This is a genomic window from Enterobacter sp. JBIWA005, from assembly GCF_019968805.1.
GTDB lineage: Bacteria > Pseudomonadota > Gammaproteobacteria > Enterobacterales > Enterobacteriaceae > Enterobacter > Enterobacter vonholyi.
On the sequence record NZ_CP074159.1, the window covers coordinates 314,892 to 335,924 of the forward strand.

General features: G+C 55.9%; 19 protein-coding genes. 12 read left to right on the forward strand and 7 right to left on the reverse strand.

Going from position 1 to position 21,033, the window contains the following annotated elements:
- Positions 1 to 51: 51 nt before the first annotated feature.
- From aphA to KGP22_RS01450, 3 genes are all read left to right on the forward strand, one after another.
- The gene (gene aphA, locus KGP22_RS01440; RefSeq protein WP_059347291.1) at positions 52 to 765 is read left to right on the forward strand and encodes an acid phosphatase AphA; all 714 of its coding nucleotides are present in this window, start codon (positions 52 to 54) and stop codon (positions 763 to 765) included.
- Between the two features lie 113 nt (positions 766 to 878).
- Positions 879 to 1,295: a secondary thiamine-phosphate synthase enzyme YjbQ gene (locus KGP22_RS01445; protein ID WP_111964202.1), complete on the forward strand. Its 417-nt coding sequence runs from the start codon at positions 879 to 881 to the stop codon at positions 1,293 to 1,295.
- 2 nt (positions 1,296 to 1,297) lie between these two features.
- The gene (locus KGP22_RS01450) at positions 1,298 to 1,651 is read left to right on the forward strand and encodes an MmcQ/YjbR family DNA-binding protein (protein ID WP_111964201.1); all 354 of its coding nucleotides are present in this window, start codon (positions 1,298 to 1,300) and stop codon (positions 1,649 to 1,651) included.
- A 3-nt stretch (positions 1,652 to 1,654) separates the two neighbouring features.
- On the opposite strand, the gene uvrA is transcribed toward KGP22_RS01450, so the two are convergent.
- Positions 1,655 to 4,477, reverse strand: coding sequence for an excinuclease ABC subunit UvrA (uvrA, locus tag KGP22_RS01455; protein WP_223581001.1), 2,823 nt, complete (start codon positions 4,475 to 4,477; stop codon positions 1,655 to 1,657).
- Between the two features lie 250 nt (positions 4,478 to 4,727).
- On the opposite strand from uvrA, the gene ssb1 reads away from it, so the two are divergent.
- Positions 4,728 to 5,258, forward strand: coding sequence for a single-stranded DNA-binding protein SSB1 (gene ssb1 / locus KGP22_RS01460; RefSeq protein ID WP_023310055.1), 531 nt, complete (start codon positions 4,728 to 4,730; stop codon positions 5,256 to 5,258).
- A gap of 61 nt (positions 5,259 to 5,319) precedes the next feature.
- Here the strand turns inward: ssb1 and KGP22_RS01465 are convergent, their stop codons facing one another.
- Complete coding sequence (locus KGP22_RS01465; RefSeq protein WP_008503385.1) at positions 5,320 to 5,601, reverse strand: YjcB family protein; 282 nt, start codon at positions 5,599 to 5,601, stop codon at positions 5,320 to 5,322.
- A 644-nt stretch (positions 5,602 to 6,245) separates the two neighbouring features.
- Between KGP22_RS01465 and KGP22_RS01470 the strand changes: the two genes are divergently transcribed.
- A complete protein-coding gene (locus tag KGP22_RS01470; protein ID WP_111964200.1) occupies positions 6,246 to 7,811 on the forward strand; it encodes an EAL domain-containing protein in 1,566 nt (521 codons plus the stop codon).
- Positions 7,812 to 7,817: 6 nt separating this feature from the next.
- Here the strand turns inward: KGP22_RS01470 and soxS are convergent, their stop codons facing one another.
- Entirely contained in the window at positions 7,818 to 8,144 is a 327-nt protein-coding gene (gene soxS / locus KGP22_RS01475) for a superoxide response transcriptional regulator SoxS (RefSeq protein WP_008503387.1), read from the reverse strand.
- Positions 8,145 to 8,242: 98 nt separating this feature from the next.
- Between soxS and soxR the strand changes: the two genes are divergently transcribed.
- From soxR to KGP22_RS01495, 4 genes are all read left to right on the forward strand, one after another.
- Positions 8,243 to 8,701, forward strand: coding sequence for a redox-sensitive transcriptional activator SoxR (gene soxR, locus KGP22_RS01480; protein ID WP_008503388.1), 459 nt, complete (start codon positions 8,243 to 8,245; stop codon positions 8,699 to 8,701).
- A 288-nt stretch (positions 8,702 to 8,989) separates the two neighbouring features.
- A complete protein-coding gene (locus tag KGP22_RS01485) occupies positions 8,990 to 9,661 on the forward strand; it encodes a glutathione S-transferase (RefSeq protein ID WP_149367224.1) in 672 nt (223 codons plus the stop codon).
- Positions 9,662 to 9,954: 293 nt separating this feature from the next.
- Positions 9,955 to 11,304: a guanine/hypoxanthine transporter GhxP gene (gene ghxP, locus KGP22_RS01490; RefSeq protein WP_008503390.1), complete on the forward strand. Its 1,350-nt coding sequence runs from the start codon at positions 9,955 to 9,957 to the stop codon at positions 11,302 to 11,304.
- A gap of 150 nt (positions 11,305 to 11,454) precedes the next feature.
- Entirely contained in the window at positions 11,455 to 13,101 is a 1,647-nt protein-coding gene (locus KGP22_RS01495; protein ID WP_223581003.1) for a Na+/H+ antiporter, read from the forward strand.
- Positions 13,102 to 13,176: 75 nt separating this feature from the next.
- On the opposite strand, the gene KGP22_RS01500 is transcribed toward KGP22_RS01495, so the two are convergent.
- Positions 13,177 to 14,064 (reverse strand): LysR family transcriptional regulator, encoded by an 888-nt coding sequence (locus KGP22_RS01500; RefSeq protein WP_024906729.1) that lies wholly within the window; start codon positions 14,062 to 14,064, stop codon positions 13,177 to 13,179.
- Between the two features lie 102 nt (positions 14,065 to 14,166).
- Between KGP22_RS01500 and KGP22_RS01505 the strand changes: the two genes are divergently transcribed.
- Both KGP22_RS01505 and KGP22_RS01510 read left to right on the forward strand, forming a co-directional pair.
- On the forward strand, positions 14,167 to 14,577 hold the full coding sequence (locus tag KGP22_RS01505; RefSeq protein ID WP_021242769.1) for a CidA/LrgA family protein: 411 nt from the start codon (positions 14,167 to 14,169) through the stop codon (positions 14,575 to 14,577).
- Positions 14,570 to 15,259: an LrgB family protein gene (locus KGP22_RS01510; protein WP_024906731.1), complete on the forward strand. Its 690-nt coding sequence runs from the start codon at positions 14,570 to 14,572 to the stop codon at positions 15,257 to 15,259. Before KGP22_RS01505 ends, KGP22_RS01510 begins: the two co-directional genes overlap by 8 nt.
- Before the next feature lie 32 nt (positions 15,260 to 15,291).
- Here KGP22_RS01510 and actP read toward each other — a convergent pair whose 3' ends face one another.
- The 3 genes from actP to acs form a co-directional block, all read right to left on the reverse strand.
- The gene (gene actP, locus KGP22_RS01515; RefSeq protein WP_149367225.1) at positions 15,292 to 16,941 is read right to left on the reverse strand and encodes a cation/acetate symporter ActP; all 1,650 of its coding nucleotides are present in this window, start codon (positions 16,939 to 16,941) and stop codon (positions 15,292 to 15,294) included.
- Positions 16,938 to 17,252 carry a DUF485 domain-containing protein gene (locus tag KGP22_RS01520; RefSeq protein WP_008503396.1) on the reverse strand — a complete coding sequence of 105 codons (315 nt, stop codon included), beginning with the start codon at positions 17,250 to 17,252 and terminating at the stop codon, positions 16,938 to 16,940. Before KGP22_RS01520 ends, actP begins: the two co-directional genes overlap by 4 nt.
- A gap of 78 nt (positions 17,253 to 17,330) precedes the next feature.
- Positions 17,331 to 19,289 carry an acetate--CoA ligase gene (gene acs / locus KGP22_RS01525; RefSeq protein ID WP_115876906.1) on the reverse strand — a complete coding sequence of 653 codons (1,959 nt, stop codon included), beginning with the start codon at positions 19,287 to 19,289 and terminating at the stop codon, positions 17,331 to 17,333.
- Positions 19,290 to 19,712: 423 nt separating this feature from the next.
- On the opposite strand from acs, the gene gltP reads away from it, so the two are divergent.
- On the forward strand, positions 19,713 to 21,026 hold the full coding sequence (gltP, locus tag KGP22_RS01530; protein ID WP_024906735.1) for a glutamate/aspartate:proton symporter GltP: 1,314 nt from the start codon (positions 19,713 to 19,715) through the stop codon (positions 21,024 to 21,026).
- The last annotated feature ends 7 nt before the right edge of the window (positions 21,027 to 21,033 follow it).

The following is a 21,033-nucleotide window of genomic DNA, read 5'->3' on the forward strand; positions in this document are numbered from 1 at the left end:
GACCGTTCGCTCAAATTAAAACGATAACAAACTGAATTTTCAGGGGAAAATATGCGCAAGATCACACTGGCGCTCAGCGCCGCCTGCTTATTGTTCTCGCTTAATAGCGCCGTCGTCGCGCGAGCTTCTGCCCCGACGCCGCTTTACACCGGCACCACCGCCGCCATTCTTGCCGAGCAGGCACCTATTCACTGGGTTTCCGTGGCCCAAATCGAAAACAGCCTGATGGGCCGCGCGCCAATGGCCGTGGGCTTTGACATTGACGATACCGTGCTGTTCTCAAGCCCTGGCTTCTGGCGCGGGAAGAAAACGTATTCACCCGACAGCGAAGCGTATCTGAAGAACCCGGAATTCTGGGAAAAAATGAATAACGGCTGGGACGAATTCAGCATCCCGAAAGAGGTTGCCCGTGCACTTATTGCCATGCACGTGAAGCGCGGTGACAGCATTTATTTTGTGACCGGCCGCAGTCAGACCAAAACGGAAACCGTCTCGAAAACGCTGCAGGATGATTTCCAGATCCCGGCGACCAGCATGAATCCGGTGATTTTTGCTGGTGACAAAGAAGGGCAAAACACCAAAACCCAGTGGCTGGAAAAGAAAAATATCAAAGTATTCTACGGCGATTCGGATAACGACATCACCGCCGCGCATGACGTGGGTGCCAGAGGAATCAGGGTATTGCGTGCCTCTAACTCCACCTATCGACCGCTGCCGATGGCCGGAAAGTTTGGCGAAGAGGTCATTGTGAACTCTGAGTATTAAACCGCAGGCGACGAGTTTGACTCTTTTTTAAGCAAATCTCGTCGCTGCGGGTTTTACCTTTTGCCTTCTTGCTGCACACTTAGAAAGATTCATCTTTCATTACGGAGCAGCACATGTGGTATCAACAGACCCTGACCTTAAGCGCGAAACCACGCGGATTTCATCTGGTGACGGACGAAGTCATCGGGCAAATCCGCGACCTGCCGCGGGTCAAAACGGGTTTGCTGCATCTGCTCCTTCAGCACACGTCTGCCTCTCTCACGCTTAATGAAAATTGCGATCCCACCGTCCGGTCAGACATGGAGCACCATTTTCTGAAGAGCGTCCCGGACAACGCTCCTTATGAGCATGACTATGAGGGGGCAGACGATATGCCTTCGCATATTAAATCCTCCCTGTTGGGCGTATCGCTTATGCTGCCGGTTCACAACGGGCGGCTGCTGTTGGGAACGTGGCAGGGGATCTGGCTGGGAGAGCATCGCATTCACGGTGGTTCGCGTAAAATTATCGCCACGCTACAAGGGGAATAAAGATGACAATTTCGGAGATACTTCAGTACTGCATGAGCAAGCCCGGCGCGGAGCAGAGCGTCCATAGCGACTGGAAAGCCACGCAGGTTAAGGTGGGGGATGTGCTGTTTGCGATGGTGAAAGAGGTGGAAGGCCGTCCTGCGGCGTCGCTGAAAACCAGCCCTGAACTGGCTGATTTGCTACGTCAACAGCATGATGACGTGAGGCCGAGCAAGCACCTGAATAAGGCGCACTGGAGCACCGTCTATCTGGATGGATCGATTCCAGGCTCGCAAATTTACTACCTGGTGGACGCGTCCTATCAGCAGGCGGTTGAGCTGCTGCCGGAAACGACCCGACAGCAGCTCTCCGTGTGACAATTACAGCAACGGTTTAAGGAAGCGCGCAGTGTGCGAGGCTTCGCACTCTGCAACCGTCTCTGGCGTACCGGAGACGAGAATTTCACCGCCGCCGCTGCCGCCTTCCGGGCCGAGATCGACAATCCAGTCCGCGGTTTTAATCACGTCCAGGTTATGTTCGATGACCACGATAGTGTTGCCCTGATCGCGCAACTGATGCAGCACGTCGAGCAGCTGCTGGATATCGGCAAAGTGCAGGCCGGTGGTCGGCTCGTCCAGAATGTAGAGCGTCTGACCGGTGCCGCGTTTTGACAGCTCGCGCGCCAGCTTCACGCGCTGCGCTTCGCCGCCGGACAGCGTGGTTGCCGACTGCCCCAGACGAATGTAGGTCAGGCCCACGTCCATCAGCGTCTGCAGCTTACGCGCCAGCGCAGGAACGGCATCAAAGAATTCGCGCGCCTCTTCGATGGTCATGTCCAGCACTTCGTGGATGGTCTTGCCTTTGTACTTAATCTCCAGCGTTTCTCGGTTATAGCGCTTGCCTTTGCACTGGTCGCACGGCACGTAGATATCCGGCAGGAAGTGCATCTCAACCTTGATCACGCCATCGCCCTGGCACGCTTCGCAGCGGCCACCGCGTACGTTAAAGCTGAAACGTCCTGGCGTATAGCCGCGGGAGCGTGCTTCCGGCACACCGGCAAACAGTTCACGTACGGGCGTGAAGACGCCGGTATAGGTTGCCGGGTTAGAGCGCGGGGTACGGCCAATCGGGCTCTGGTCAATATCGATAACTTTGTCGAAATGCTCCAGCCCCTGGATGTCACGGTACGGCGCCGGCTCGGCCAGCGTCGCGCCGTTCAGCGCCGTCTGCGCAATCGGGAACAGCGTATCGTTGATCAGCGTCGATTTACCGGAACCGGATACGCCGGTGATACAGGTAAACAGGCCAACAGGCAGCGTCAGGGTGACGTCTTTGAGGTTGTTGCCGCGCGCGCCGGTCAGCTTCAGCACTTTTTCTGGATCTGCCGCTACGCGCTGTTTTGGCACCTCAATCTTACGCTTGCCGCTCATGTACTGGCCGGTCAGCGATTCGGGCACCGCCATGATGTCCTTCAGCGTCCCTTCTGCAACCACCTGCCCGCCGTGTACGCCTGCGCCCGGACCAATATCGATCACGTGATCAGCCGCGCGGATCGCATCTTCATCGTGCTCGACCACGATTACCGTGTTGCCGAGGTTGCGCAGGTGGACCAGCGTGCCGAGCAGACGCTCGTTGTCGCGCTGGTGCAAGCCGATGGACGGCTCATCCAGTACGTACATCACGCCTACCAGACCCGCGCCAATCTGGCTCGCCAGACGTATACGCTGCGCTTCACCGCCGGAGAGCGTTTCTGCCGAGCGGGATAACGTCAGGTAGTTCAGGCCGACGTTCACCAGGAATTTCAGGCGATCGCCAATCTCTTTCAGCACTTTTTCGGCTATTTTCGCGCGCTGGCCGGAGAGCTTCAGGTTATTGAAGAAGTCCATCGCGTGGCCGATGCTCATGTCTGAGATGGTCGGCAGCGCCGTGTTTTCCACAAACACGTGGCGCGCTTCGCGGCGCAGGCGCGTTCCTTCACAGGTGGCACAGGAGCGGTTGCTGATGAACTTCGCCAGCTCCTCGCGCACCGCGCTGGATTCAGTCTCTTTGTAGCGGCGCTCCATGTTGTGCAGCACCCCTTCGAACGGGTGGCGACGCACGGAGGTATCGCCGCGATCGTTCATGTATTTGAACTCGATGTTCTCTTTACCGGAACCGAACAGGATCACTTTGTGCACGTTCGGGCTCAGGCTGGCCCACGGCGCTTCAACGTCGAACTTGTAGTGTTCTGCCAGCGATTTCAGCATCTGGAAGTAGTAGAAGTTACGCTTGTCCCAGCCGCGAATGGCCCCGCCCGCCAGCGACAGCTCCGGGTTCTGGATCACGCGATCCGGATCGAAATACTGCTGCACGCCCAGGCCGTCACACGTCGGGCACGCGCCCGCCGGGTTGTTAAAGGAGAACAGGCGCGGTTCCAGCTCGCGCATGCTGTAGCCGCAAATCGGGCAGGCAAAGTTGGCGGAGAAGAGCAGCTCTTCCGCTTTTGGATCGTCCATGTCGGAGACCACGGCCATGCCGCCAGAGAGTTCCAGCGCCGTTTCAAAGGATTCCGCCAGGCGCGTGGCGAGATCGTCGCGCACCTTAAAGCGGTCAATCACCACTTCGATGGTGTGCTTCTTCTGCAGCTCCAGCTTTGGTGGATCGGACAGGTCACACACTTCGCCGTCGATACGGGCGCGGATATAGCCCTGGCTTGCCAGGTTTTCCAGCGTTTTGGTGTGTTCGCCCTTACGCTCTTTGATGATTGGCGCAAGGAGCATCAGGCGCTTGCCTTCCGGCTGCGACAGCACGTTATCGACCATCTGGCTCACGGTTTGCGCCGCCAGCGGGACGTCGTGGTCCGGGCAGCGCGGCTCGCCCACGCGGGCATACAGCAGACGCAGGTAGTCATGAATTTCGGTAATGGTACCGACCGTTGAGCGCGGGTTATGCGACGTGGACTTCTGCTCAATAGAGATAGCAGGTGACAACCCTTCAATATGGTCGACATCCGGTTTTTCCATCAGTGACAGGAACTGACGAGCGTACGCCGAGAGCGATTCAACGTAACGACGCTGTCCTTCGGCATACAGAGTGTCGAAAGCCAGTGAGGATTTGCCAGACCCCGAAAGCCCGGTCACGACAATGAGTTTGTCGCGAGGGATTATGAGGTTGATATTCTTGAGATTGTGGGTGCGGGCGCCCCGAACTTCGATCTTATCCATTCACCTTTCCCGGTTGGAACACGGATTGCCTGGTTTGTTTGAAGGACAAACGGCTGTCAGAAACGGCTAATTATGACACAATTTGACCTGTTTGAATATACAGTATTGGAATGCATTTTCTGATTCGCTGTGTAACAATGTTGAGTTGCGGGAGAACTCTGGAACGTGCTACGCAACTATCAAAGTGCAGCATGGAAATGGTACACTCGCGCGTTTACACTATTAAGAAACGTATTCAGGAGACACGAACATGGCCAGCAGAGGCGTAAACAAGGTGATTCTCGTCGGTAATCTGGGCCAGGACCCGGAAGTACGCTACATGCCGAGTGGTGGCGCAGTTGCCAACATTACGCTGGCTACTTCCGAATCCTGGCGTGATAAAGCGACCGGTGAGATGAAAGAGCAGACCGAATGGCACCGCGTTGTGCTGTTTGGCAAACTGGCCGAAGTGGCCGGAGAATATCTGCGCAAAGGTTCTCAGGTCTATATCGAAGGCCAGCTGCGTACCCGCAAATGGACCGATCAGTCCGGAGCTGAGAAGTATACGACTGAAGTAGTGGTCAACGTGGGCGGCACCATGCAGATGCTGGGTGGCCGTCAGGGCGGCGGCGCACCTGCAGGTGGCGGTCAGAGCCAGCAGCAGGGCGGTTGGGGTCAGCCTCAGCAGCCGCAGGGTGGCAACCAGTTCAGCGGCGGAGCACAGTCTCGTCCGCAGCAGCAGTCTGCTCCGGCGCCGTCTAACGAACCGCCAATGGATTTCGACGACGACATTCCGTTCTGATTTCCGCGTGCTAAACAAAAAAACCCAGACCATCGTCTGGGTTTTTTTATTCCGTAAGGGATCAGGTAATCACCATCGGCCAGTCTGGCGGCGTGTGGCTCATCGCCTCAACCATCACCACTTTAATATTTTCCCAGACGGCAGCGATATCCAACAGGGTGATACCAAGCAGACCCGTTGCAAACCAGCAGGCAGCGCCCAGCCCCAGCAGGGTGCTGATGACAGCAAGACCCGCATAGTCAGATTTACGAAACTGAATGTTCAGCGTGCTGGCTAAAAACATCAGTACCGCACTCAACAAAGGCCAGCGCAGAAGAACCATGCTGGTAGTAATGGTTGCCATAAAACCCATCCTCTACAAAACAGACGAACTGAATGAAACAGTGTTTCTCGTTACAAAATATGTGTGAACTATATCACAATTGATGATTTATTCGCCAGTGCCAGTGCGATCAAAAAAGAGGATTTTATTCCTCAGGAAAAGCGATTCTGTAGGCAGGACCAGCCTCGGCGCATGAGGAAGTGAACCCACAACGTGCCGGAAACGACCGTCGGGTAAGTGGGGATACCGCAAATTCGGTTTTTATAACAGGGGCGTTATTCTCCGCCATTACTGAAAATACTGTGGTCAAGACTGATTATTTATAAATCAACAAACACAGTACCCGGCGCAAATAGCATAAAACGTCATGACGATGTTGTACTTTTTTCATGCTGTCAGACGTTTGGCTTAATCAACGATCGCCTGTTGTGTTATCTTTCCGTCGGCCCCGGCGGGCTGGATAATTATTTCCCTTAATTGAAACGGAACGAATACTTACAGTTTAACTTACGGGAAAATATTATCGTCATAACGAAATTTAAGATTTTTAATACTAAAAGTCAGTTGCTAACTTTGCATGATTCATGCAACGTAATCACCTGTTTAACAAAGCATCCGGCCTTCATTACTACAGGCGTACAACATGCAGGGATATAGGGCGGGAAATGAATCGTAGCGCGCGGCGCAAAATGCTCAGGGTGGTAGGGATCATCATGGTAGTTATGCTGCCGGTGATGCTTGCGCTATGGTTTGCCCAGCTACGCGCCGTGTCTGAAACAAGCGCACAGCTACGCACATTTGCTGAACTGGCTTTGGACAAAACAGAGCTGGTTATTCAACAGGTTGAGCTGGCCCGGGACGAGGCTGAAAAATATCAGGGTGAGCTTTGCACGCCGGGACACCGTCAATATATGCTGAACGTTGTTCGTGGCCGCCTGTTTGTCGCCGATTTAATTTACGCTGAAGGTCAGAATTTTCTTTGTTCGACCGTTTTTACACCGGATCATCCCTACGCTATTCCTGTCGCTAATTACACGCGTAAACCTGACGTCGCTATCTATTATTATCGCGATACCCCATTTTATACTGGCTATAAAATGACATATATGCAGCGCGGAAATTATGTGGTGGTCGTCAATCCGCTTTCATACAGCGAAGTCATGTCCGCGGATCATTCTCTCTCGTGGGGGGTGTACGACACGGTAACCAATGCTTTCTTTTCGGTTAGCCAGAAAGCCAATGTTTCTTTATTAAATTCGATGATTCGAGATAAGGAATCGGTATTTCAAAAAGATAACCGCTTTTATACGATAGTAACGTCTCCCAAAAGACCTATTGCGGCCATTGTGTCGACATCGAATAAACGCTTTTATGAAACGCTTTATCACCAGGCGACGTTGACGTTACCGCTGGGCATGATCTGCAGCATTATTATTTTGCTGGTATGGTCCCGTACCCATCGTGAGCTTAATTCGCCGGGGCGCTTACTGCACCGGGCGCTGAACAAGCGACAGCTTTGCGTCCACTATCAGCCGATTATTGATATCAAGAACAACCAGTGTGTGGGTGCGGAAGCGTTGTTACGCTGGCCGGGTTTTAACGGGCAGGTGATGAGCCCGGCTGAGTTTATTCCGCTGGCGGAAAATGAGGGAATGAGCGAGCGGATTACGGACTATGTCGTTGAGGAGGTGTTCAACGATCTGGGCCATTTCCTGGCGGAGCATCCGCATCTCTATATTTCGATTAACCTGTCGGCCACGGATTTCCACTCCTCGCGGCTGATCGCCATGATTTCCGACAAGGCTCGCCACTACGCCGTCCGCGCGCAGCAAATCAAAATTGAAGTGACGGAACGTGGTTTTATCGATGTGCCAAAAACCACGCCGGTGATTCAGGCTTTCCGTCAGGCGGGTTATGAAGTCGCGATCGATGACTTCGGTACCGGCTACTCGAACCTGCACAATCTCTACTCGCTGAACGTGGATATCCTGAAGATCGATAAATCGTTTATCGATACCTTAACGACCAACAGTACCAGCCACCTGATCGCCGAGCATATTATCGAGATGGCGCAGAGCCTGCGCCTGAAAACCATTGCGGAAGGGGTAGAGACGGCAGAGCAGGTGAGCTGGCTGTTGAAGCGCGGCGTCCAGTTTTGTCAGGGATGGCACTTCGCGAAAGCGATGCCGCCCCAGGAATTTATGACCTGGCAGCAGCAGCCTTTGCACTGAGAGTGATTAATTCAACTGGTGGCGATAGTCGCTCGGCGTACGGTCAAACTCGCGGCGAAACACGCGGGAAAAGGTTTGTTGCGACACATAGCCAAGATCCATCGCGATATCAAAAATGGGCCGCTGCGTTGAGCGTAGCGCCTGCGCTGCCAGCAGAAGTCTGCGCTGGCGAATGTACTCACCCAGCGTCTGATGCATGACCGTGCGGAACATTCTCTGTAAATACCATTTCGAATAGCCCGACTTTTTCGCGACCACATCAATGTTCAACGGTTGGTCGATATGGTCATCAATCCATTCAATAAGCGTCTGAATAATCTGCTGATGCGACATAAGGTTGCCCCTCTGTAGATACAACTATCTCGGTTAATTCGTCGTTTTCTCTGCGGGTGAGTATAATTCCTCAAGTTAACTTGAGGTAAAGAGGTTTTATGGAAAAGAGATTGCCGCGAATTAAAGCGCTTTTAACTCCCGGTGAAGTGGCGAAACGAAGCGGCGTTGCGGTATCGGCGCTCCACTTCTATGAAAGCAAAGGGTTAATCAAGAGCATCCGTAACGGGGGTAACCAGCGTCGCTATACTCGCGACGTGCTCCGCTACGTGGCGATAATCAAAATTGCGCAACGAATCGGAATTCCCCTGGCCACGATCGGTGAGGCCTTTGGGGTACTGCCGGAAGGGCACACGCTGAGTCCGAAAGAGTGGAAAGAGCTGTCGTCCCAGTGGCGTGAAGAGCTGGACAGGCGTATTCACACGCTGGTCGCTCTGCGTGACGAGCTGGATGGCTGCATCGGCTGCGGCTGCCTGTCGCGCAGCGACTGCCCGCTGCGTAACCCCGGCGACAAACTGGGCGAGCAGGGGACGGGGGCGCGGCTGCTGGAAGAGGATTGAGATTGCGCGGCAAAAAGCACATAAAGAACTAAAGCGCCACATAAGGGCGCTTTAGTTTTTCCCGGTCTTTGTCTTTCACTCTATCCCGCTGGTTCACGGGAGGGTTTCCCCCGACGTCAGCACCCCTCAGTGTCGAGCTGGTTGGGGAGGTTCCGGATTGTGCTGACACTTTAATTCTATGCAAGCCCCGTTTTTTCGCCAGCGTCGCTGACCGGTTTTTAGCCGAATTTTTTTCGCGGTGTTGTTCAATTTTCTATAGTTAAAAAGTATGAATAACAGGAGAAAGCCATGCTCACGGTACACCACCTTAACCAGTCGCGCTCACACCGCGCCATCTGGGCGCTGGAAGAACTCGGCCTGCCTTATGAGATCGTTCACTATCAGCGCCAAAAAAACATGCTGGCGCCGGAGGCTCTCAAAAAGGTACATCCGTTGGGTAAATCACCGGTTATCGAAGATAACGGGCTGATCCTTGCGGAGTCTGGCGCCATTCTGGAGTACCTGCAGGAAACTTACGATCCCGAGTCGCGGCTTAAGCCTTTAGATCCGGCGCATAAGGTGCAGTACCGCTTCTGGCTGCACTATGCGGAAGGATCGCTGATGCCGCTGTTGTTAATGAAGCTGGTCTTCAGCAGCCTCGGCAAACCGCCGGTGCCGTTTGGTATCAGAACCCTGGGGAAAGCGCTGGGGCAGGGGGTGCAGAAAGCGTACCTCAACCGCCAGCTGGAAACCCATGCGCGCTTTATTGAATCACATCTGGCTAAAAACAGCTGGTTTGCCGGGGATACGTTCAGCATGGCCGACATCCAGATGAGCTTTCCGATTTTTGCCCTGCTGGCGCGCGGCGGTATTAACAACCTGCCGCATATTCAGGCGTGGAAAAGTAAGGTTGAGAACAGCCCTGGCTGGCAAAGAACCCTGGAACAAGGGGGGCCGTTATCCATCCCGGGTGAGGATTAAATGTAAACAAATTGCGCATTGACGATAACGTTTGCGCATCCTCTGTTTATTTCTTCAGCGTCATAAGTGAATTTTAGCGAAAAACGATAAAGTTCAGTTGAAAAGGGCGGGGATTAGGCTAGATAATCGTTTGCCTTAATTTGACCACCCGTTTGTAAGCGCGGAGCTAAACGTTTGCTTTTTCTGTGACGCCCTTTCGTCGCAAACGCAACACAAGGATTTGACGTTTAGCTGGCAGTGGCGTCTCCACCTCGCTTACGGACTTCCTAAAAAACTCTCAGGGGATGTTTTCTATGTCTACGCCATCTGCGCGTACTGGCGGTTCACTTGACGCCATGTTTAAAATTTCGGCCCGCGGCAGCACCGTGCGTCAGGAAATCGTTGCCGGTTTGACAACGTTTCTGGCGATGGTTTATTCCGTCATCGTTGTGCCGGGCATGCTGGGCAAAGCGGGCTTCCCGCCAGCGGCTGTCTTTGTAGCGACCTGCCTTGTGGCCGGCGTGGGCTCTATCGTGATGGGCCTGTGGGCGAACCTGCCGCTGGCGATTGGTTGCGCCATCTCCCTGACCGCGTTTACCGCGTTCAGCCTGGTGCTGGGTCAGCACATCAGCGTACCGGTTGCGCTGGGCGCCGTGTTCCTGATGGGTGTGCTGTTTACCGTTATTTCAGCGACCGGCATCCGTAGCTGGATCTTGCGCAACCTGCCGCAGGGCGTAGCGCACGGTACCGGCATCGGCATCGGCCTGTTCCTGCTGCTGATCGCCGCCAACGGCGTCGGTCTGGTCATCAAGAACCCGCTGGACGGCCTGCCGGTGGCGCTCGGCCATTTCGCCAGCTTCCCGGTGATCATGTCGCTGATCGGACTGGCGGTGATTATCGGTCTGGAAAAACTAAAAGTCCCGGGCGGCATTCTGCTGACCATTATCGGCGTGTCGATTGTGGGCCTGATTTTCGATCCGAACGTCCATTTCTCCGGCATTTTCGCCATGCCGTCGCTGAGCGATGACAAAGGCAACTCTCTGATTGGCAGCCTGGATATCGTTGGCGCGCTGAACCCGGTGATCCTCCCAAGCGTGCTGGCGCTGGTGATGACCGCCGTGTTTGACGCGACCGGTACTATTCGTGCGGTGGCCGGTCAGGCGAACCTGCTGGATAAAGACGGTCAGATTATTGACGGCGGCAAAGCGCTGACCACTGACTCCCTGAGCAGCGTCTTCTCTGGTCTGGTGGGTGCGGCGCCTGCGGCGGTGTACATCGAGTCCGCGGCGGGTACGGCGGCAGGCGGTAAAACCGGCCTGACGGCGATCACCGTCGGCGTGCTGTTCATGCTGATCTTGTTCCTCTCTCCGCTCTCGTACCTGGTTCCGGCGTACGCGACCGCGCCAGCGCTGATGTACGTTGGCCTGCTGATGCTGAGCAACGTGGCGAAAATCGACTTTGCGGATTTTGTGGACGCGATGTCTGGCCTGATTACCGCGGTCTTCATCGTACTGACCTGTAACATCGTGACCGGCATTATGATCGGCTTCGCGTCGCTGGTGATCGGTCGTCTGGTTTCCGGTGAATGGCGCAAGCTGAACGTTGGCACCGTTGTTATCGCCGTTGCGCTGGTGGCGTTCTACGCAGGCGGCTGGGCAATCTAAGTTGTCCTTTGATGCGAAAACGGGTGGCTCAGGCCGCCCGTTTTTATTTTCAGGACTCATCCTGTTGCCTTTTGCGTTACTCTGGGGAAGATAGAATAAAAGGCACGACGCCTTCCGGAGTACATAAGCAACACAGCAAACAGGGAACGCATGGAAATCTTCTTCACAATACTCATCATGACCCTTGTGGTCTCGCTATCCGGGGTGGTTACACGCGTACTGCCCTTTCAGGTCCCCCTACCATTAATGCAAATTGCCATCGGCGCGCTGCTGGCGTGGCCGACGTTTGGCCTGCACGTGGAATTTGACCCCGAACTGTTCCTCGTGCTGTTTATTCCGCCACTGCTTTTTGCCGATGGCTGGAAAACGCCCACGCGCGAATTCCTTGAGCACGGGCGAGAGATCTTCGGCCTGGCGCTTGCGCTGGTGGTGGTCACCGTCGTCGGGATTGGTTGCCTGATCTACTGGACGGTGCCGGGCATTCCGTTAATACCGGCTTTTGCGCTGGCCGCCGTGCTGTCGCCAACCGATGCCGTGGCGCTGTCCGGCATTGTGGGTGAAGGCCGTATTCCGAAGAAAATCATGGGGATTTTACAGGGTGAGGCGCTGATGAACGACGCCTCCGGCCTGGTCGCCCTGAAGTTTGCCGTGGCCGTAGCGATGGGTACGATGGTCTTTACCGTCGGCGGCGCAACGCTGGAATTCTTCAAGGTGGCGATTGGCGGTATTCTCGCAGGCTTCGTGGTGAGCTGGCTGTACGGCCGCTCGCTGCGCTTCCTCAGCCGCTGGGGCGGCGATGAACCCGCTACGCAGATCGTACTGCTGTTCCTGCTGCCGTTTGCCTCTTATCTGATTGCCGAACATATCGGCGTGTCGGGCATTCTGGCAGCGGTTGCGGCAGGGATGACCATTACCCGTTCCGGCGTAATGCGCCGCGCGCCGCTGGCCATGCGCCTGCGTGCAAACAGCACCTGGGCCATGCTGGAGTTTGTCTTTAACGGCATGGTGTTCCTGCTCCTGGGCCTGCAGCTGCCTGGCATTATGGAGTCCTCGCTGGTGGCGGCGGAGGCCGACCCGAACGTTGAGGTCTGGATGCTGTTTACCGACATCGTGCTGATTTACATGGCGCTGATGCTGGTGCGCTTCGGCTGGCTGTGGACGATGAAAAACTTCAGCGTCCGCTTCCTGAAGAAAAAACCGATGGAGTTCGGCTCGTGGACAACGCGTGAACTGCTGATTGCCTCTTTTGCGGGCGTACGCGGGGCGATTACCCTTGCCGGTGTGCTCTCCATTCCGCTGCTGCTGCCGACAGGCGATGTCTTCCCGGCGCGCTACGAGCTGGTCTTCCTGGCGGCGGGCGTGATTCTCTTCTCACTGTTTGTCGGCGTGATTATGCTGCCGATCCTGCTGCAGCATATTGATGTCGGCGATTCGACCCAGCAGCACAAGGAAGAGCGCATTGCGCGCGCAGCCACCGCCGAAGTGGCCATTGTCGCCATCCAGAAAATGGAAGAGCGTCTGGCCGCAGATGCGGAGGAGAACATCGACAATCAGCTGCTGACGGAAGTGAGTTCCCGGGTGATTGGTAACCTTCGTCGCCGCGCGGACGGGCGTAACGATGTGGAAAGCTCGCTGCAGGAGGAGAACCTGGAACGCCGGTTCCGCCTGGCGGCGCTGCGCTCAGAGCGCGCCGAACTGTATCACCTGCGCGCCACGCGCCAGATCAGTAACGAGACGCTGCAAAAGCTGCTGCACGATCTGGACCTGCTGGAAGCGCTGTTGATAGAGAATCAGTAGCGCTGTTTTGCCGGGTGGCGGCTTCGCCTTACCCGGCCTACGGTTCGAACGTAGGCCGGTAAGCGCCACCGGGCACTATTCAGACCGCACCCAAAACCCCTCACAACACTGCAGCCACGCCTGCGCGCTCTGCGACAAATAGACCCCTTCACGCCAGATCATCCCTAACTGCCAGTGCAGATCGCTCTCCAGTGGGATCCAGCGCAGCGTGTTTTTATCCAGACGCTCGCAAATCGGCTGCGGCAGAATGGCAATTCCCACGCCGGCCTGCACCATCGCCGCCAGGAAATCCCACTGTCCGCTGCGTACCGCAATGCGTGGCTTGACGTTATGCTGGTTAAACAGCGTCATAAGCTGGCGGCTGAGGGCGAAGTCTTCGTTGTAGATCAGCAGAGGGTGCTCGCCGAGCAGTTCAGGCTTCACCGACTCCCTCTTTAGCCAGTCGCCGGAGCGGGGCACCAGCACGCACAGCGGGTGGCTAAAGAGCGGAAGCGTCGCCAGGCCGCTCTCTTCCTCAACGGGGAGGGCGGTCATTGCCACGTCGAGCTCGCCGTTAGTGACCGCCTGCTGGACGGTTAACCCACCAAACTCCGAAATCTTCAGCTCTACGCCGGGATAACGCTGGCGAAACAGGCTAATCGGTCCGGCCATCATCATGCCGACCATCGGGGGAATGCCGAGGCGAAGCACCCCTTTGGTCAGATGATTAATATCGTCCAGCTCTGCTTCCAGCTGGCGGAACTCCGCCAGAATCGCCAGCCCGCGTTCGAACACCACGCGTCCGGTGTCGGTCAGCAGCAGCTTGCGCCCGTCGCGGATCAGCAGGGTACAGTTCAGTTCATCTTCGAGGTTTTTCAGCATTTTGCTGATGGTGGGCTGGGTAACAAACAACTTCTCCGCTGCGCGGGTAAAACTTTGCTGACGAACCACTTCGACAAAATAGCGCAGCGTTCTTATGTCCATGATTATTCCTCGAAACTATACCTTTGATGATTTTAATTCATTTCAGTCCACACCGTGCGCTCACTATACTGGCGCCTCGTCTCATTTTTGAGGAAAACCCCCATGGCCGTGGCGTTAAGCCGTGTTACGCCTGCCGTTGTACAACGACTCCAGGTCCCGGTTCAGGTACTGCTCTACGCGGGACTGTTTGTTTTCGCCGAATATCTTGTCGGCTGGCTCCACCTGCCGCTGCCTGCCAACCTGGTGGGGATGCTGCTGATGCTGACGCTCATCCTCTGTCGCGTAATCCCCCTCAACTGGGTGCGCGCCGGGGCGCGCTGGCTGCTGGCGGAGATGCTGCTGTTCTTTGTCCCTGCCGTGGTGGCGGTGGTGAACTATGCGCAGCTGCTGATGGTGGACGGCTGGCGCATCTTCGCGGTGATCGCGCTGAGTACGCTGATGGTGCTGGGAGCGACCGCCTGGGTCGTGGATAAAGTGTACCGGTTTGAAATCAGCAGGCACAAACATGACTAACTTTCAGATCAGCGTCCTGTGCCTGATTGCGACGCTCGGGATCTACTTTGCCAACAAGCGGCTGTATCGCCGTTTTCATGCCCTGCCGCTGATGCCGCTGGTCTTTACGCCGATCCTGCTGGTGCTGATGCTGGTCTTCGGCCATATCTCCTGGCAAAACTATATTGGTGAATCCCACTGGCTGCTGTGGCTGCTCGGCCCGGCGACCATCGCCTTTGCCGTGCCCGTTTACGACAACCTGGCGATTATCAAACGCCACTGGATGTCGCTAAGCGCAGGCGTGATTACCGCCACGGTGGTCGCGGTCTGTAGCTCCGTCTGGCTGGCGCGGCTGTTTACGCTGCCCGACGAAATTCAGCGCAGCCTGGCCGTACGCTCCGTGACCACGCCGTTCGCCCTGGCGGCGGCTAAACCCCTCGGCGGACAGCCGGACCTGGTGGCGCTGTTTGTGGTGGTGACGGGCGTCTTTGGGATGGCGGTGGGCGATATGCTCTTTCTGCGGCTTTCTATTCGGGAAGGAATGGCCAAAGGCGCGGGATTTGGCGCGGCGTCGCACGGCGCGGGCACGGCACGTTCCTATGAGCTGGGCCAGCAGGAGGGCGTTGTCGCGAGCCTGGTCATGATGCTGTCGGGCGTGGTGATGGTGCTGGTTGCGCCGCTGGTGGCGTGGGTGATGTTTTAAGCTCCCCGGCCAGAATGACCGGGGAGAAAGGCTTAGTGCGCGCGGCCCTGCTCAACGCCGAGACCGGTTTGTGAACGGATAAACTGGGCGCGGAATTTCTCACGCTCCAGGTTACCCTCCGGCGAATTGTCGGTTGCCGAGAAGACCCAGATACCGATAAACGCCACGGCAATAGAGAACAGCGCCGGGTATTCATACGGGAAGATGGCGCTTGCGTGACCGAGGATCTGCACCCAAATGGTTGGTCCCAGAATCATCAGGATCACCGCCGTCAGCAGCCCCAGCCAGCCGCCAATCATCGCCCCACGGGTGGTCAGTTTCGACCAGTACATGGAAAGCAGAATGATTGGGAAGTTACAGCTTGCCGCAATCGAGAAGGCCAGCCCCACCATAAAGGCGATGTTTTGCTTCTCGAACAGAATGCCCAACAGAATCGCCACGACGCCCAGCACCAGCACGGTGATTTTCGAGACCTTCAGCTCATCGCGCTCGCTCGCGCCTTTGCGGAAGACGTTGGCGTAGAGGTCGTGCGACACCGCAGACGCCCCGGCCAGCGTTAAACCCGCAACCACCGCAAGAATGGTGGCGAAGGCTACGGCAGAGATAAAGCCGAGGAACAGGTTACCGCCCACGGCGTCCGCCAGATGCACCGCCGCCATGTTGTTACCGCCAATCAGCGCGCCCGCCGTGTCTTTAAACGCCGGGTTCGCCCCCACCAGCATGATCGCGCCAAAGCCGATGATAAAGGTCAGGATATAGAAGTAGCCCATGAAGCCGGTAGCGTAGAAGACGCTCTTGCGCGCTTCACGCGCATCGCTCACGGTGAAGAAGCGCATCAGGATATGCGGTAAGCCTGCGGTACCAAACATCAGGCCCAGACCGAGCGACAGGGCCGATATCGGGTCTTTCACCAGCCCGCCCGGGCTCATGATGGCTTCCCCTTTCGGGTGGACCGCCATGGCTTCGGTGAACAGGTTATTGAAGCTGAAGCCAACGTGCTTCATCACCATAAAGGCCATAAAGCTGGCGCCGAACAGCAGCAGAACGGCTTTGATGATCTGCACCCAGGTGGTGGCGAGCATGCCGCCGAACAGAACGTACATCACCATCAGCACGCCCACCAGCACTACCGCGATGTGGTAGTTCAGGCCGAACAGCAGTTCGATCAATTTACCCGCGCCGACCATCTGCGCAATCAGGTACAGCGCCACCACCACCAGCGAGCCGCAGGCGGAGAGGGTGCGAATCGGCCCCTGCTTCAGACGATACGAGGCCACGTCGGCGAAGGTATAGCGGCCCAGATTGCGCAGGCGCTCGGCAATAAGGAACAGAATGATCGGCCAGCCGACGAGGAAGCCGAGGGAGTAGATCAGGCCATCATAGCCGGAGGTGTACACCAGCGCGGAGATCCCGAGGAACGAGGCGGCGGACATAAAGTCACCCGCAATCGCCAGCCCGTTCTGGAAGCCGGTAATATTGCCGCCTGCGGTGTAGTAATCGTTACGGGAGCGCACGCGTTTCGACGCCCAGTAAGTGATATACAGCGTCAGCACCACGAAAATCAGGAACATCACAATCGCCTGCCAGTTGGTTGGCTGGCGCTGTACCTCGCCGGTAATCGCATCTGCCGCGTGGGCGGCAAAGGGAAGCGTGGCGGCGAGCGCCGTCAGAATTCTCTTCATGATGCTTTTACCTCTTGCAGTACCGCTTTATTAAGGCGATCGAATTCACCGTTCGCGCGCCAGACGTAAACGCCGGTCAGCACAAATGAAATCACGATGACGCCAATGCCAATCGGAATACCGCGCGTCACGCTGGTGCCCTCGTGCAGCGGGGTACCCAGCCAGTGCGGCGCAAAGGCGATCAGCAGAATAAAGCCGACATAGATAATCAGCATGATGATGGAAAGGGTGAAGGCAAACCGTTGCCGCTTATCGACGAGCTCCCTGTAGTGCGCACTATTCTCTATCTGCTGACAAATATGGTCATTCATCACAGAGTCTCCAAAGGTAAGGTTTGTTTTTATCCCCTCTCCCCTATGGGGAGAGGGTGAGGGGAGAGGGAGAAAACACTAGGAAGGCATTGCGATGGCCTGCTTCTCTTCGAGCAGTTTTTCCACCACGCCAGGATCCGCGAGCGTTGAGGTATCACCGAGGTTGCTGGTGTCCCCTGCCGCGATTTTGCGCAAGATACGGCGCATGATTTTGCCGGAGCGGGTTTTCGGCAGCGAGTCGGTCCAGTGCAGCACGTCCGGCGTCGCCAGCGGGCCAATCTCTTTACGCACCCAGTTGCGCACCTCAGCATAGAGTTCTGGCGACGGCTCTTCCCCGTGGTTCAGGGTGACGTAAGCGTAAATTGCCTGGCCCTTGATGTTGTGCGGAATGCCGACAACGGCGGCTTCGGCAATCTTCGGATGCGACACCAGCGCCGATTCAATCTCAGCGGTGCCCAGACGGTGGCCGGAGACGTTCAGCACGTCGTCCACGCGTCCGGTGATCCAGTAATAGCCATCTTCATCACGACGCGCGCCGTCGCCGCTGAAGTACATGTTTTTAAAGGTCGAGAAGTAGGTCTGCTCGAAGCGATCGTGATCGCCGAACAGGGTACGCGCCTGACCCGGCCACGAGTCCGTGATCACCAGGTTGCCTTCGGTGGCCCCTTCCAGCGGGTTGCCTTCGTTATCCACCAGCGCAGGCTGTACGCCGAAGAACGGACGCGTTGCCGAGCCCGCTTTCAGCTGCGTGGCGCCCGGCATCGGGGTGATCATAAAGCCGCCGGTTTCGGTCTGCCACCAGGTGTCCATGACCGGGCATTTCTCGTTGCCGATTTTCTTCCAGTACCACTCCCAGGCTTCCGGGTTAATGGGCTCACCCACGGAACCGAGGATGCGCAATGAAGAGCGGTCAGTGCCTTCGATGGCTTTATCACCTTCCGCCATTAATGCGCGGATCGCCGTTGGTGCGGTGTAGAGAATATTGACCTGGTGCTTGTCGACCACCTGACACATCCGCGCCGGAGTCGGCCAGTTCGGTACGCCCTCAAACATCAGCGTCGTTGCGCCACAGGCCAGCGGGCCGTACAGCAGGTAGCTGTGTCCGGTAACCCAGCCCACGTCGGCGGTACACCAGTAGATGTCGCCCGGATGGTAGTCAAAGACGTATTTGAAGGTGGTGGCCGCGTAGACCAGATAGCCGCCGGTGGTGTGCAGCACGCCTTTCGGCTTACCGGTCGAGCCGGAGGTGTAAAGAATGAAGAGCGGATCTTCTGCGTTCATCTCTTCAGGCTGATGCTGGTCGCTCGCTTTTTCAATCAGGTCGCTCCACCACAGGTCACGCCCCTCGTTCCAGTCGATTTTGCCGCCGGTACGCTTAAGGACGATGACGTTGCTGACCGTTTTGACGTTCGGGTTTTTCAGCGCTTCGTCGACGTTTTTCTTCAGGGGGATTCCGCGTCCGGCGCGCACGCCTTCATCGGCGGTGATCACCAGTTTTGAACTGGAATCGACAATACGGCCCGCAACCGCTTCTGGTGAGAAACCGCCAAAGATAACGGAGTGGATCGCACCAATACGCGCGCAGGCCAGCATGGCTACAGCCGCTTCCGGCACCATCGGCATATAGATAGCGACCACATCGCCTTTTTTAATGCCTTTTTCCAGCAGGACGTTGGCGAAGCGGCACACGTCGCGGTGCAGTTCTTTATAGGTAATGTGTTTGCTCTGGGAGGCATCATCGCCTTCCCAGATAATCGCCGTCTCGTTTCCGCGCTCGGCAAGGTGACGATCAAGGCAGTTCGCCGCCAGGTTCAGGGTGCCATCTTCATACCATTTAATGGAGACATTGCCGGGCGCAAAGGAGGTGTTCTTCACCTTCTGGTAAGGTTTGATCCAGTCAAGGATATGACCCTGCTCACCCCAGAAGGTGTCCGGGGCGGTGATAGATTGCTGATATTTCTCGTGGTACTGCTCCGGGGTGATCAGGCAACGGTCCGCAATATTTGCGGGAATGTCATGTTTGTGTATTTGGCTCATGGCTTTTTTTCTCCTTGTAAGATGTTAATAATATGTCGCAAAAACGTTAATTGTAGGGGCTTTACAAGCTTTGTTTATTATTTGGGCTGCAGATCACGCATTGTTTGAAGAGTATGAAAATTGAGCGAATGAATCTTTGAAGGAAAATAATTTATGCTGACGATTATTCACATTTATGTTTAAAAAAGCGTTTTTATAACAAAAGGTTATTTATCAGAATTAGAACAAACTGCCGTCATCGTCGCTTTTGTGAGTGAAACGCGTCGTTCTTTAAGGCTTGCGCAACAGGTCGCGCAAATGATACTCATACGCCGCGTTAAAAAATCCCATAAACCAACGCAACACAATTCATACCCTTTCAGTATGTCTCCATATTCATGCAGTTTGAGTGAATAAGGCGCTTCATTGAGGAAGTCAGTTTCTATGAAAAACGTTAAAGTCAGCCTTGCCTGGCAGATCTTAATCGCCCTTGTGCTGGGCATCTTGCTGGGCAGTTACCTTCACTATCACAGCGACAGCCGCGAATGGCTGATTGCAAACCTGCTCTCACCGGCAGGGGATATCTTCATTCATCTGATCAAGATGATTGTGGTTCCGATTGTGATCTCGACGCTGGTGGTCGGTATTGCGGGCGTCGGCGATGCGAAGCAGTTAGGTCGTATTGGTGCAAAAACCATTATCTATTTCGAAGTGATCACTACGGTTGCGATCATTCTTGGTATCACCCTGGCGAACGTGTTCCAGCCGGGTTCCGGGATCGATATGTCGCAGCTGGCAACGGTGGATATTTCGAAATACCAAAGTACGACCGCTGACGTGCAGAGCCATGCGCATGGCCTGATGGGCACAATCCTGTCGCTGGTGCCGACCAACATCGTGGCGTCGATGGCGAAGGGCGAAATGCTGCCGATCATCTTCTTCTCGGTACTGTTTGGTCTGGGGCTCTCTTCTCTGCCCGCGACGCACCGTGAACCGCTGGTGACCGTGTTCCGCTCTATCTCCGAGACCATGTTTAAAGTGACCCACATGGTGATGCGTTACGCGCCGGTAGGGGTGTTTGCGCTTATCGCCGTCACCGTGGCGAACTTCGGTTTTGCCTCCCTGTGGCCGCTGGCGAAGCTGGTGATCCTGGTGCACTTCGCCATCCTGTTCTTCGCACTGGTGGTGCTGGGCATCGTGGCGCGTCTGTGCGGGCTGAGCATCTGGATCCTGATTCGTATCCTGAAAGATGAGCTGATTCTGGCCTACTCCACGGCAAGCTCTGAGAGCGTGCTGCCGCGTATTATTGAGAAGATGGAAGCCTACGGCGCGCCTGCCTCTATTACCAGCTTCGTGGTGCCGACCGGTTACTCCTTTAACCTGGATGGTTCGACGCTATACCAGAGTATCGCCGCTATCTTTATTGCCCAGCTGTACGGCATTGACCTGTCGCTGTGGCAGGAGATCGTCCTGGTACTGACGCTGATGGTGACGTCTAAAGGTATCGCAGGCGTACCGGGCGTTTCGTTCGTGGTGCTGCTGGCGACGCTGGGCAGCGTAGGCATTCCGCTGGAAGGTCTGGCCTTTATCGCCGGTGTGGACCGTATCCTCGACATGGCGCGTACGGCGCTGAACGTGGTGGGTAATGCGCTGGCGGTGCTGGTTATCGCCAAGTGGGAACACAAATTCGATCGTAAAAAGGCGCTGGCGTATGAACGCGAGGTGCTGGGTCGTTTTGATAAGACTGCTGACCAGTAATGTAACG